This is a genomic window from Haladaptatus sp. CMSO5, from assembly GCF_036689885.1.
Taxonomy (GTDB): Archaea; Halobacteriota; Halobacteria; order Halobacteriales; family Halococcaceae; genus QDMS2.
The window spans coordinates 726,348-737,671 of record NZ_JBAHVW010000001.1 but is presented as its reverse complement, the minus strand read 5'-3'; the positions used below and the strand labels follow the sequence as shown (position 1 = coordinate 737,671).

At 61.0% G+C, this 11,324-nt stretch carries 17 protein-coding genes; 15 read left to right on the top strand and 2 right to left on the bottom strand.

Annotated features, from left to right (window positions below; translation table 11 throughout):
• Nucleotides 1-3: 3 nt before the first annotated feature.
• Together gvpO and gvpA are read right to left on the bottom strand one after the other, a co-directional pair.
• Nucleotides 4-423: a gas vesicle protein GvpO, halophile-type gene (gene gvpO, locus V5N12_RS03955; RefSeq protein ID WP_332897854.1), complete on the bottom strand. Its 420-nt coding sequence runs from the start codon at nt 421-423 to the stop codon at nt 4-6.
• Nucleotides 424-678 (bottom strand): gas vesicle protein GvpA, encoded by a 255-nt coding sequence (gene gvpA / locus V5N12_RS03950; RefSeq protein ID WP_332897853.1) that lies wholly within the window; start codon nt 676-678, stop codon nt 424-426.
• 151 nt (nt 679-829) lie between these two features.
• Here gvpA and V5N12_RS03945 point away from each other — a divergent pair, with 151 nt between their 5' ends.
• The 15 genes from V5N12_RS03945 to V5N12_RS03875 all read left to right on the top strand — a co-directional run bounded on the left by V5N12_RS03945 (nt 830) and on the right by V5N12_RS03875 (nt 11,321).
• Nucleotides 830-1,471: a GvpL/GvpF family gas vesicle protein gene (locus V5N12_RS03945; protein WP_332897852.1), complete on the top strand. Its 642-nt coding sequence runs from the start codon at nt 830-832 to the stop codon at nt 1,469-1,471.
• Nucleotides 1,455-1,706, top strand: coding sequence for a gas vesicle protein GvpG (gene gvpG / locus V5N12_RS03940; RefSeq protein WP_332897851.1), 252 nt, complete (start codon nt 1,455-1,457; stop codon nt 1,704-1,706). The genes V5N12_RS03945 and gvpG overlap by 17 nt, the downstream gene beginning before the upstream one ends.
• Nucleotides 1,706-2,449, top strand: coding sequence for a hypothetical protein (locus V5N12_RS03935; protein WP_332897850.1), 744 nt, complete (start codon nt 1,706-1,708; stop codon nt 2,447-2,449). Before gvpG ends, V5N12_RS03935 begins: the two co-directional genes overlap by 1 nt.
• Nucleotides 2,442-2,744 carry a gas vesicle protein GvpJ gene (gvpJ, locus tag V5N12_RS03930; protein WP_442904953.1) on the top strand — a complete coding sequence of 101 codons (303 nt, stop codon included), beginning with the start codon at nt 2,442-2,444 and terminating at the stop codon, nt 2,742-2,744. Before V5N12_RS03935 ends, gvpJ begins: the two co-directional genes overlap by 8 nt.
• Complete coding sequence (locus V5N12_RS03925; RefSeq protein WP_332897849.1) at nt 2,731-3,036, top strand: gas vesicle protein K; 306 nt, start codon at nt 2,731-2,733, stop codon at nt 3,034-3,036. The genes gvpJ and V5N12_RS03925 overlap by 14 nt, the downstream gene beginning before the upstream one ends.
• Complete coding sequence (gvpL, locus tag V5N12_RS03920; protein WP_332897848.1) at nt 3,033-3,812, top strand: gas vesicle protein GvpL; 780 nt, start codon at nt 3,033-3,035, stop codon at nt 3,810-3,812. The genes V5N12_RS03925 and gvpL overlap by 4 nt, the downstream gene beginning before the upstream one ends.
• A complete protein-coding gene (gene gvpM / locus V5N12_RS03915; RefSeq protein WP_332897847.1) occupies nt 3,809-4,051 on the top strand; it encodes a gas vesicle protein GvpM in 243 nt (80 codons plus the stop codon). The genes gvpL and gvpM overlap by 4 nt, the downstream gene beginning before the upstream one ends.
• A 40-nt stretch (nt 4,052-4,091) precedes the next feature.
• Nucleotides 4,092-4,427: a hypothetical protein gene (locus V5N12_RS03910; protein ID WP_332897846.1), complete on the top strand. Its 336-nt coding sequence runs from the start codon at nt 4,092-4,094 to the stop codon at nt 4,425-4,427.
• 80 nt (nt 4,428-4,507) lie between these two features.
• Entirely contained in the window at nt 4,508-5,251 is a 744-nt protein-coding gene (locus tag V5N12_RS03905; protein WP_332897845.1) for a pirin family protein, read from the top strand.
• Nucleotides 5,252-5,274: 23 nt separating this feature from the next.
• Entirely contained in the window at nt 5,275-5,886 is a 612-nt protein-coding gene (locus V5N12_RS03900; protein ID WP_332897844.1) for a VOC family protein, read from the top strand.
• 255 nt (nt 5,887-6,141) lie between these two features.
• Nucleotides 6,142-7,548, top strand: coding sequence for an ABC transporter substrate-binding protein (locus V5N12_RS03895; protein WP_332897843.1), 1,407 nt, complete (start codon nt 6,142-6,144; stop codon nt 7,546-7,548).
• A gap of 128 nt (nt 7,549-7,676) precedes the next feature.
• Nucleotides 7,677-8,645, top strand: coding sequence for a branched-chain amino acid ABC transporter permease (locus tag V5N12_RS03890; RefSeq protein WP_332897842.1), 969 nt, complete (start codon nt 7,677-7,679; stop codon nt 8,643-8,645).
• A complete protein-coding gene (locus V5N12_RS03885) occupies nt 8,642-9,823 on the top strand; it encodes a branched-chain amino acid ABC transporter permease (RefSeq protein ID WP_332897841.1) in 1,182 nt (393 codons plus the stop codon). The genes V5N12_RS03890 and V5N12_RS03885 overlap by 4 nt, the downstream gene beginning before the upstream one ends.
• Nucleotides 9,823-10,581: an ABC transporter ATP-binding protein gene (locus tag V5N12_RS03880; RefSeq protein WP_332897840.1), complete on the top strand. Its 759-nt coding sequence runs from the start codon at nt 9,823-9,825 to the stop codon at nt 10,579-10,581. Before V5N12_RS03885 ends, V5N12_RS03880 begins: the two co-directional genes overlap by 1 nt.
• Nucleotides 10,578-11,321, top strand: coding sequence for an ABC transporter ATP-binding protein (locus V5N12_RS03875; RefSeq protein WP_332897839.1), 744 nt, complete (start codon nt 10,578-10,580; stop codon nt 11,319-11,321). The genes V5N12_RS03880 and V5N12_RS03875 overlap by 4 nt, the downstream gene beginning before the upstream one ends.
• The last annotated feature ends 3 nt before the right edge of the window (nt 11,322-11,324 follow it).

The following is an 11,324-nucleotide window of genomic DNA, read 5'->3' as shown; positions in this document are numbered from 1 at the left end:
GTTTCAGCTCTGGACGGCAGTGTCAGACCGCCGGAACCGCCCGAGGCGGCTGTAGCCTTCTATCTCGCCGCGCTCGCTGAGGAGCACCTCGTACTGGCCGAGGATGTCCTGGGTGTCCGGAACCGAGTGGCGTTCGACGACTTCGACGACCGCTCGCCACCCGTCGTCGCCAGTGGCCATGACCTCAGAGACGCCGTCTAAGTCGTGACCAATGAGGTCGGTTGCCGTCTCCGCGACGCGCGTGCGAACGTCGAGGATGGACAGGTCGCCATCGAGCGATGAGTCTGCGGGTGCGTCGGCGTCCTCGTCGATGGTCGGGTCGTCTTCGTCGTGCTGGTAGCAAAACGACCCGTCGGTCGCCTCCCGGTCACAACGCGCGCCGTCTTCGGTGAGCGCGCGACATTGGTCTACGTCGGTGCTCATTTAGTTCGTTGCCGTGAGTTCGAACTCCTGGATGTCCTCCAGGTCACCGGATTGGGTTACTTGCTCTAGCCTGCTCATCTCGGCTGCGTACTTGAGGAACGTGTCCACGGAGGCGGCAACGACGCGTGCTTCGACGGTGAGCAGTTCGATCCCGACGACCGAGAGGCGGGCGAACACGTCGATGACGACGCCCTTGTCGAGGATGCGGTCGAGTACGTCTGCGAGACTGGAGGTGTCTGGTTGGGAACCTGCCATTGCCTGTGTCCGTCTCTCGTGGACCCCTTTATTCGTTGAGGCCGACGGGTAAAATTTCCAGACTGTTTGGCCGTCACAATTAGAAGGCGGTGTGGCAAATGGCTATGAGAACAATGAACCGTCATACCGACCAGCGGCGGGCACAGAGACGATGACGAGCAATTACTACGTCTACGGCGTCGTCGAAAAGACGACGGTAGACGTGGCCGTTGCCGGGGTAGAGGGGGCGACCGATATCTACACGGTCGACTATCCACCGTTCTCAGCGGTCGTCTCCGACATCGACACCGAAGAGCCGGACGAAACCGACGAGAACGCTCGGGCACACGACGACGTGTTGCAGGCCGTAATGCAGCTAGACGGCACGACGGTCGTTCCGATGCGGTTTGGAATGGTGTTCGACTCCGCACGCGGGGTGAAGAACATCCTGCGTGGCGGGCGCAGAGCCTTCACCAAGGCGCTGCGCGACACCGAGGGGAAGGTGGAACTCGGAGTGAAACTCGTGGCAAAACAGGACGCAGACGTGGACACCGAGGCCGTCCACGATGACGTGGCCCCGCGGCTTGCCGCCGTGGCAGAACAGGCCGCAGACGGCGACCACTTCAGCGACCTCCTCGTGTTGAACAAATCGTATCTCGTCGCCCGCGAGAACCGCGACGCCTTCGACGCCGTGGTTGAGGAACTCGAAGCCGAGTACACCAACCTGCGGGTGCAGTACACGGGGCCGTGGGCACCGTACAACTTCGTAGACATCGAAATCAGCGGGGAACGGAGCAATGTTACTGGTCGATGACCTCCTGGTTCGTCCGCTGGTCTCCATCCTCAACGCCATCCACACCGTCGCGCTCACCGAGCTGTACGACACCGACGCCATCCGCGACCAGCTCAAAGAAGCGCGGTTGCTCTACGAACTCGGCGACCTCTCGCAAGCGGCGTACGAAGCGAGAAAAGCAGAACTCGAAGCCGAACTGGAGCGGGCAAAACGCGCCCACGAACGCCTCGGCGGGCGGGTGGAGGTGAAACGATAATGGACACAGACCTTGGTGACACACTCGACACGGCAAAAGAGACCGCAGAAGACGTCGCAGAGACGGTCACAGACACGGTTTCAGACCACGCACCCGAGGAGGTAGAACGCCTCCAAGAAGCAGGAGACGAAGCAACCTCGATGGTTGATGAAATCAACGTGACCCAATTGGCACAGGCCATCACCATCTCCGAGGTACCGGACGCCCTCGACGATGCCGACCTGAACGACGTGATTACCGAACGCGACGTGGCGGACGTGCTCGACATAGACGACGTGCCGGAGGCCGTCGATGCCGAGGCGGCGAAAAACGCGATGGACATGCGCGGTGCGTGGCGACACGCCCGCCGAATGGTCGCGGCGCTCAAAGGCGACGACGAACGGGACGTGGAGACGCCCGATGTGAGCGACGAAGCCGTAGACGAGCCCGAAGATTTAGACCAGTTCAGCCAACTTGCGGTCCAGAAGAAGGCGAGCGAGGCCGTCGACGAGTTCCGCGACGAGTTATTGAAAGCGAGAGCGCGGCTGAAAGAACTTCACGACACGAACAAAGAGCGGACGACGCCGGATTCGCGCCAGCCGTCATCGCGGAGTCCAACTGCCGTATCGACGGTGCCGTCTCGGAACTCCGAGTCGGTGCCGGGGCTTCGCGGCTCGACGGTTCCCGAAGAAACGAAGTACTCCACCGCGCCGAACCGTCCGCGCATCTACGGGAGTCGCTTCGAGGAGGAAGATGATGGATAGCGCCCGGCCCTCACGCCAGCAAGGCGACCTCGCGGACATGGTCGAACTGCTGCTCGACAAGGGTGTCGTCATCAACGCCGACATCGCGGTGTCAGTCGGCGACACGGAACTACTCGACATTCGCATCCGCGCAGCCATCGCCTCCTTCGAGACGGCCGCCCAGTACGGCCTCGAATTCCCGAGCGGCACGGACATGGAACGGGTAGCGGAAGCCTCCGGGCGAGCCCCACTCGACTCAGAACCCATCGACGCGACGGAAATGACCGCCGAAGGAGGTGCGGATGACGACGATTGAGGTGGACGGTTCGGACAACGGCCTCGTCACGCTCGTCGCCGCCGTCGCGGACGTGTTGCTCGAAGTGATGGAGCGCGAAGCTATCCGCCGGATGGAGTCTGAAACGCTCTCAGATGAGGAAATCGAACGCCTCGGGAGACGGCTTGCCACGCTCGAAGCCGAGTTGGAGCGGTTCAAACGCGACGAAGGAATCGAGGACGACGTGACCCGGTTGCGCGGTGACCTGAACGGCCTCATCGAGCACGCCCTCGAACTGCCAGACGACGCCGTCGGACTGGGTGGAACGAGATGAGTGACGAGCGCCGCTATGTGTTCTGTGTGGTCTCGCTCGCAGACGGCCCCGAGAGCTACCGGACGGTCGGCCTCGACGGAACCGACGCGTACCTCGTCTGTGACGGTGACCTCGGCGCGCTCGTCCAGCCACAAGACACGGCGTTCGAATCGACCGAGAAGGCTGATGTTCAGCGGTTGCTCGTCGACCACCTCGCCATCGTAGACGAGATTGGCGAGGCGTTCGGGACGCCGCTGCCGTTTCGCTTCAACACCGTGTTCGAGGGTGGTGACGATGCAGTGCGAGCGTGGCTTCGTGAGTCGCGCGACGAACTTGCGACCCAACTCGACCGCCTCGCCGGTCACTGGGAGTATCGCGTCGAAGTCATCTGGGCCGACGACCGCCCGGCCGAAGACGAGACCGACTACCGCCTCAACGAACTCGAAGCAATCCTCGAAGATGCCCCGCCCGGAAAGCGATTTCTCGTCGAAAAGCAGTACGAACAACGCGTGTCCGAACTCGCCCGCGAACGAAAGGCGGCCGAGCAGGACGCGCTCGAATCGCGGGTGGAGCCACACGCGAAAGCCGTCAAAGCGCTCGGTGAGCAGTCGGTGCAACTGGGCGGAGGGAGAGAGGACGGCGAAGTCGTCGCGCGAATCTCCGCGCTCGCCACCGAGTCGGGTGCGGAAGGGATAGGCGACGAACTGGACGAGGTGGCCACAGAGGAGGGCGTTGAAGTCAGATACACTGGGCCGTGGCCGCCGTACACCCACGTCGCAGAGGGCGTTCTCGAATGAAGCCGAGCAAAGGCGAAGAAGACGCGCTCGTGGATTTTGTCGACGTGATTCTCCGCGAAGGAGCCGTCGTGCAGGCAGATGTCGTGCTCTCGGTGGCTGACGTGCCGCTCGTCGGCATCAAACTCTCTGCGGCGCTCGCGGGGATGAAAGCGATGACTGACTACGGCATGTTTGAGGACTGGGACGAGCGGATTCGCGTTGGTGGGGACACAGTCGATGCAGAACGCGCCATTGAGTGAGAAGTTCACTTAGAAGTGGTCGCGCCCCGTATCTCGCGTCGTGACCGAGCACGTAGACGACACGCCGACGATTACCTGCTCGCGGTGTGACCGCGAGTGGAGCCTTTCGTACGAACTCGACGACCTCGGGGTGGGCAACCAGTCGTTCGAGCAGTTCGCCTTAGACCACATGCGCCACACCGGCCACTTCCCCGACGAAGTGACGCCGTGGATAGCCGATTGCCAGCAGTGTCCAGACGGCGAGCACTTCTTGTCTGAAAGTCCGGCGCGTCGATGGGCAGAGACGCACGTCCGCCACACCCGCCACGACGTCGTCCTCGAACACGCGGGTGACGACCCCATTTGCGTCGGGGCTGACGGCGACGACACCTACTGACTTCGGTGTTACTACCGGCCTTAAGAGCCTGTCTCGTGTAGGAATAGGCGAATCGTGTCATCACGACACGAGGATAGGCCATGACCTCGAACGACCCACTCGCGCCGCAGACGGCGCCCCACCCGGCGACGGACATTACGCATCCGGGCGGCATGCGCGGCAACCGCGTCATGCCAACGGCCCGGCTCCAGCACGCAGACCCGTTCGTCGTGTTCGAGCGGTTTTACATCGAGCCAACGCAGGGATTTTCGACCCACCCACACCGCGGGTTCGAAATCGTCTCTTACATGCTCGCGGGCGGGATGCGTCACGACGATTCCCTTGGCGAGTCACACACCGCCCGCGAAGGCGACGTGATTCGAATTACGACCGGGAGTGGCATCCAGCACTCGGAGCTGCCCGCAGACGGTGCGGCGTGCAACGGCCTGCAACTCTGGGTGAACCTCCCGCGCGAGAAGAAGGGACTCGACCCGTCGTATCAGGACGCGACGGCCGCCGAGTTGCCAGTTGAGGAACTGGAGGGCGCAACTGTCACGACCGTCGTCGGCGCGGGGTCACCGATTACCCTCGAAACCGACGTCCAGTACCGCGACGTGACGATTTCAGCGGAGTGGAATTGGCGCGTCCCCGACGGCTGGTGCGGCGTGTGCTACGCCATCTCCGGAGCCGGACGCGTAGACGGCCACGACTTCGCCGCGGGCGAGTACGTGCGTCGAGACGGTGGCACGACGACGCTTTCGAGCGATGGCGACCTCCGCGTCGCGGCCATTTCAGGAAAGCCACACGGCGAATCCATCCGCCAACGCGGCCCGTTCGTCGATTGAGAGTACCCGATACAACCAACACCATGAGCAACGAGATACCCGTCACCGACGACCTGCCAGACAGCCCAATTCACACCACCGGTACCGACCACATGACCATCTGGGGGAGCAACGAGGAGGATACGGTCGCGTTCTACCGCGACCTGCTTGGCATGCCACTCGTGCTCCGCCAGCCGAATCTTGACGACCCCTCCCAAACACACCTGTTTTTCGACACGGGCGACGGCCGCATCATCACGTTCTTCGTGAGCGACGACCGCGAGTCGAACCCGTACGGCCAGCGCGGGGCCGTTGGCTCGGTGCACCACCTCTGTTTCCGCATCGCACCCGACCGCTTCGAGGAGATGATCGAGGCCATCGATGACGACGGCCGTAGCTACAACATCTTCGACCGCGGCATCTTCTTCTCGCTCTACACCCACGACAACAACGGCCTCGTCATCGAACTCTCGACCGACAAGTACGACATCCCCGACGACCGCCGCGGGGAGGTGCTGGCAAAAACGCAGGCGCTTCGGGAGGCTGACGGCTCTGACTTTGCAGAGGATAGGCACATGAAGGCGGCGTTAGAGGAGTTGGGGCTGGACGCGACGGCGCACGAGTTGCCCGATGCGCCGACTGGGACAGGGGTCTAGTCGCGAAAAGATCCGTCGTGTTACTGGAGGTCGGTGGCAGACGACAAAGGATAGCAACGTTCAGTCGGGTGGGAGAGAAACGCCATATTTTGTCGCGACACACCCAAGAATGATATTATACCATTATATTCCAATAGAATATAACTATTGGTAAATATTATCATATTAAGGATACCACACACATATTATAGGTGTTAACATCAAATAAGATGGGAGATACAAAACGATTATTAATGATGTCTCCACGGGTACAATATGGCACGAGATAACAAACCACTCAATCGACGAGATTTGTTGAAGGCGACCGGTGCAGTTGGCACTGCGGGATTAGTTGGGCTCGCTGGTTGTACGGGCGGCGGTAGTGATGGTGGAGACGGCGGTGATGGCGGCGATGGCGGCAGTGGTGGAGACGGTGGCAGTGGCGGCGATGGCGGAGACTACCCCCCACTCGGGAACTTCCCCATCGAAGGAGACACGGCAATTTTCGGGTTCAACGTCCCACAGTCCGGGCCGTACGCCTCTGAGGGTGAAGACGAACTGCGAGCGTACAAACTCGCGGTAAAGCACCTGAACGAGGGAGGTGGATGGGTCGATTCCCAGTTCGACGACCTCTCGGGCGACGGCGTTCTCGGGTACACCATCGACCACGTAGACGGTGATACGGCTACCGACGCAGACCAAGCACGACAGTCCGCGTCCGGGATGATTCAGCGTGACAACGCGGTCATGATCTCGGGCGGGTCGTCCTCCGCGGTGGCAATCGCCGTCCAAGGGCTATGTCAGAACGAGAAGGTCATGTTCATGGCGTGTCTGACCCACTCGAACGACACCACCGGAAAAGATTGTGTGCGCTACTCATTCCGTGAGATGTTCAACGCGTACATGACCGGGCAGGCACTGGCACCCGTGGTAAAGGAGGCATACGGAAGCGACCTCTCCTTCTATCAGCTATACGCCGACTATAGTTGGGGGCAGACCCAGCAAGCCTCGATGAACAAGTTCATGACCGAAATCGCAGGCTGGGAACAGACCGAATCGGTTGCGACGCCACTGGGTACCACAGACTACTCGACGTACCTCTCAGAAGCACAGAACTCCGGTGCGGACGTCCTCATCCTCAACCACTACGGGCTTGATGGCGCAAACTCCGTCCAGCAGGCTATCGACGCGGGTATTGACGAGAATATGGAGATTCTCGTTCCGCTGTACAACCGCCCGATGGCCGAGGCAGCAGGTGGCGCAATCGAAGGCGTCTACGGAACAGTCGCGTGGGACTCACAAATCGACAATACCCCATCGAAGGAGTTCACCGAAGCGTTCAACGCAGAGTACGACCGGACGCCGTCCGGGCCCGCACAGCTTGCGTACGCCCAGACGCTCCAGTACGCTGCGGCCGTCGAGCGGGCAGGCACCTTCTACCCGCCAGAGGTCATCAAGCAATTGGAGGATTACGAATACGACAACATCGGGATGGGAGCAGAGACCATGCGTGGGTGCGACCACCAGTCCCAGCGTGACGTCCCAGTCGTGAAAGGGCTTCCAGCCGCAGACCAGCAGTCAGGCAAATACTTCGAAATTGTCAACATCACGAGTCGTGACGACCTCGGGTATGCCTGTGATGCAGGTCCGGCCGCCGAGTGTGAGCTCGGTTCGTACGAATAAGGCCGTCCTGCAACTACCGTTATCTTAATGAAAGTAAAATTCCAGATGTCCACCGCCGAGTGCATGAGTACATTTACCACACACATGAAAGAATTCGATTCGAACAACAGAAATCGGAGTCCGAGGGTATGAGTGTCCTGTCAGACATCATCGTCATCCTCCTCAACGGGCTTCAGCAGGGAGCCATCTACGTCCTTCTCGCCGTTGGTCTTTCCATCATCCTAGGGACGCTCAAGTTTGTCAACTTCGCCCACGGTGCCCTCTATCTCGTCGGGACGTACGCAGGACTCTTTGTCGCCCTCAGTGTCCCCCTTTCGAGCGGCAAACTACAGGAGTGGGGATTTTCTACGTTTGGACTGGGTTGGGGATTCTTAGCCGCGCTGTTACTGGTCCCACTCGTCGTCTTCGTCGTCGGGTTGGCGATGGAGCGCTACCTCGCGCGGTCGTTCTACGACCGCCCTGACACGGACCAGATTCTCGTCACATTTGGGCTCGCAATCGTCGTCCAAGAACTGTTCCGAACCCTCTTTGGCAGTAACAGCCTCCCGTTTACCCAACCAGAGCGAATCCTCGAGTTCGGTTCCTTCGCCGGGATTCCCGTCTCTGGCCCAGTCGCCCTGCCTATCGTGGGTAACTTCCCACAGTGGCGGCTGTGGGTCATCGGAATCACCGCCATTCTCGTGGCACTTGTCTACCTCATGGTCGAGTACACTGACTTCGGCCTCGTCGTCCGCGCCGGGACGCGCGACGCGGAGATGGTCCGACTCCTCGGCATCAAGATTACGCGACCCTACATCGTCGTGTTCGGCATCGGTGCCGCACTCGCCGGCGTCGCGGGTGTCGTTGGCGGCCCCCTGAACGTCGTCAACCCAACCATCGGGACGAACATTTTGGTGCCGGCGTTTCTCACCGTCGTCATCGGCGGCGTTGGGAGCATCGCCGGTGCCGTCGTTGGTGGCATCGTCTTCGGCCTCACCACGGCCGCACTGGTGTCGCTGGCACCGGCGTGGTCGCAGGTCGGACTGTATGCAATCGCGGCCATCGTCCTGCTCGTTCGCCCACAGGGAATCCTCGGTGACGAGGAGGTGGCTCCGTGAGCCAAAAAGAAACAAACCGGAGCGCAAGCAGTGACGGCGGAACCGTCTTCGGAAGTAGCGTTATCGCCCGCTGGGAACACCTTCGCGGACAGGAGGGAACCGTAGTCGCACTGACTGCCATCTTCGTGGCCTTATTCCCGTGGCTGTTCGCCCGTGCACCGGTCGTCGCAGACTTCCTGCAAGGCTATCAGGACCTCGCGACACTCATCCTCATCTGGGGCATCTTCGCCATCGGCTTTGACCTCCTGCTTGGCTACACCGGCCTGCTCTCGTTTGGCCACGCGGCCTTCTGGGGTGGGGCAGCGTACGCCGCTGGCATCATCGCCAAGAACGTCATCGCAGATCCACTCGTGATGGTGCTCACCGGGACTGCCTTCGCGGTCGTCCTCGCGTGGGTGCTTGGCTTCCTCTCGCTTCGGCGCGGTGGAATTTACTTCTCGATTCTGACGCTCGCGTTCGCACAGATGTTCTACTACATGGCCGCCTCCCCGCTGGCATTCCTGACCAACGGTGAGAACGGACTGACCGGCGTTCACGTCGACAGCCTCCTCGGAGTGGTCAATCTCGAAGCCGACCTGCCATCCATCGCGGGAACGCTCTTGGGAACGGGATTCTACGCCTTCGTTGGCGTGTTCTTCGTCGCCGCCGTCGCCATCGCATTCCGCATCCTGAACTCGCCATATGGGATGGTGTTTCGGGCGATTCGTGAGAACGAATCGCGCGCCGAGTTCGTTGGCCTCAACGTCTGGCGATACAAACTGATGGCGTTCATCATCTCTGGAGCGTTCGCTGGCGTCGCGGGGAGTCTGTTCGCGATTCACGGGGCGTACGTCCCGCTCGAATCGCTGTTCTGGACGCAGTCGGGTGAAATCGTCATCATGACCGTCCTTGGCGGTGCAGGGTCGATGTTCGGCCCTATTCTCGGTGTCGGTGTATATCTCTACATCGAGAACATCGTCAGCACGCTCCAGGCACTGACGCTCCCGGGAACGAGCATCGTGCTCATCGAGGATTTCGGATTCTACTGGCACCTCTTGCTCGGAACCGTGTTCGTCGTGGTCGTCTGGCTCGCCCCTGACGGTCTCTGGGGAATCCTCGGGTCCATCCGTCGATTCATCGCCCAGCAACTGAGACGGCTCGTCGTGTTCGTCACCGAGCGGCTCGGAGGTGCGAACTGATGGCGCTGTTAGAGACCGAGAACCTCGTCAAGGAGTTCGGCGGACTCGTCGCCACCGACGACGTGAACCTGACCGTCGAACAAGACGAGCGCGTCTCCATCATCGGCCCAAACGGGGCCGGGAAGTCGACGCTTATCAATCTCATCACGCGACGTCTTGAGCCGACGAGTGGCGACATCCGTTTCAAAGGAGAGTCCATCCTCGGCCTCAAGCCTCACGAGGTGGTCCAGCGGGGCGTCTCGAAGTCGTTCCAGACCGCCGCTATCTTCCCCGACCTCACGGTCCAAGAGAACGCGGAGATTGCGGCACTGGCCGCAGAGCGCGGCGCGTTTGGCTTCGGGTTCCTGACCCACCGCGACAGCCTCACCGACGTCCGCGACCTCGCCCACGACACCCTCGAATCAGTCGGGTTACGGGAGCGCTCACAGACCATTGCAGCCGACCTGCCGTACGGTGACAAACGGCGACTGGAGATTGGTATCGCACTCGCGAGTGGGCCAGACCTGCTCTTGATGGACGAACCCACCGCGGGGATGTCCCCCGAGGAGACGAAAGCGACGGTCGAACTCATCGAACAGGTCAAACGCGACCACGGCCTCACGTTCGTCCTCGTCGAACACGACATGGAGATCGTCTTTAGCATCTCAGACCGCATCGTCGTGCTCAGTCGCGGGGGAATCATCGCAGAAGGAACACCCGACGAGATTCGGGGCAACGAAGACGTCCAAGAAGCCTACCTCGGAGGAGTCGAGCTATGAGTCTCTTAGAACTTGAGTCGATAAACGCGTACTACGGAGAGAGCCACATTATCCGTGACCTCTCGATGAACGTAGAGGAAGGCGAAATCTGTACCCTGCTCGGCCGCAACGGTGCTGGAAAAACGACGACGCTTCGGTGTATCGCCGGAGCGACACCGCCTGCGGTCCGTGCGGGCCATATCCGCTTCAAAGGAAACGACATCACCGGCACTGCCACGGAAGACGTCTCGGTGCAAGGTATCTCGCTCGTCCCCGAAGAGCGCCGCATCTTCCCGAACCTCACGGTCGCGGAGAATCTTCACCTTGCAGAGGTCGTCAACAACAGGTCGAACACCTTCGGCCGGTCGATGTCGTTCGGTCATACGGGAATGAGCACAGAGGAGGTGTACGCCCAGTTCCCCCGATTGGACGAGCGCAAAAGCCAGCGGGCTGGAACGCTCTCGGGCGGCGAACAGCAGATGCTCGCGATTGCTCGTGCGCTGAAACAGAACACCGATTTGATGCTCCTCGACGAACCCTACGAGGGGCTCGCGCCGAAGATTATAGAGGACGTAGAGAACGCGGTCAAACGCATCAGTGACGAGGGGACAACCATCCTCCTCGTCGAGCAAAACGCTGCCGCGGCCATCAAGCTGGCAGACCGCGCCTACGTTATCGACCAGGGAGGCATCGTGTTCGACGGCACGGCCGACGAACTGCGCGACGACACCGAGACACGCGAACGCTACCTCGGGGTGTGACCG

Coding starts and splice junctions, on each gene's coding strand:
- V5N12_RS03880 (WP_332897840.1), top strand. CDS start 9,823: ATGGCGCTGTTAGAGACCGAGAACCTCGTCAAGGAGTTCGGCGGACTC.
- V5N12_RS03945 (WP_332897852.1), top strand. CDS start 830: ATGACGAGCAATTACTACGTCTACGGCGTCGTCGAAAAGACGACGGTA.
- V5N12_RS03935 (WP_332897850.1), top strand. CDS start 1,706: ATGGACACAGACCTTGGTGACACACTCGACACGGCAAAAGAGACCGCA.
- V5N12_RS03890 (WP_332897842.1), top strand. CDS start 7,677: ATGAGTGTCCTGTCAGACATCATCGTCATCCTCCTCAACGGGCTTCAG.
- gvpO (WP_332897854.1), bottom strand. CDS start 423: ATGAGCACCGACGTAGACCAATGTCGCGCGCTCACCGAAGACGGCGCG.
- V5N12_RS03900 (WP_332897844.1), top strand. CDS start 5,275: ATGAGCAACGAGATACCCGTCACCGACGACCTGCCAGACAGCCCAATT.
- V5N12_RS03905 (WP_332897845.1), top strand. CDS start 4,508: ATGACCTCGAACGACCCACTCGCGCCGCAGACGGCGCCCCACCCGGCG.
- gvpJ (WP_442904953.1), top strand. CDS start 2,442: ATGGATAGCGCCCGGCCCTCACGCCAGCAAGGCGACCTCGCGGACATG.
- V5N12_RS03925 (WP_332897849.1), top strand. CDS start 2,731: ATGACGACGATTGAGGTGGACGGTTCGGACAACGGCCTCGTCACGCTC.
- V5N12_RS03895 (WP_332897843.1), top strand. CDS start 6,142: ATGGCACGAGATAACAAACCACTCAATCGACGAGATTTGTTGAAGGCG.
- gvpG (WP_332897851.1), top strand. CDS start 1,455: ATGTTACTGGTCGATGACCTCCTGGTTCGTCCGCTGGTCTCCATCCTC.
- gvpA (WP_332897853.1), bottom strand. CDS start 678: ATGGCAGGTTCCCAACCAGACACCTCCAGTCTCGCAGACGTACTCGAC.
- gvpL (WP_332897848.1), top strand. CDS start 3,033: ATGAGTGACGAGCGCCGCTATGTGTTCTGTGTGGTCTCGCTCGCAGAC.
- V5N12_RS03875 (WP_332897839.1), top strand. CDS start 10,578: ATGAGTCTCTTAGAACTTGAGTCGATAAACGCGTACTACGGAGAGAGC.
- gvpM (WP_332897847.1), top strand. CDS start 3,809: ATGAAGCCGAGCAAAGGCGAAGAAGACGCGCTCGTGGATTTTGTCGAC.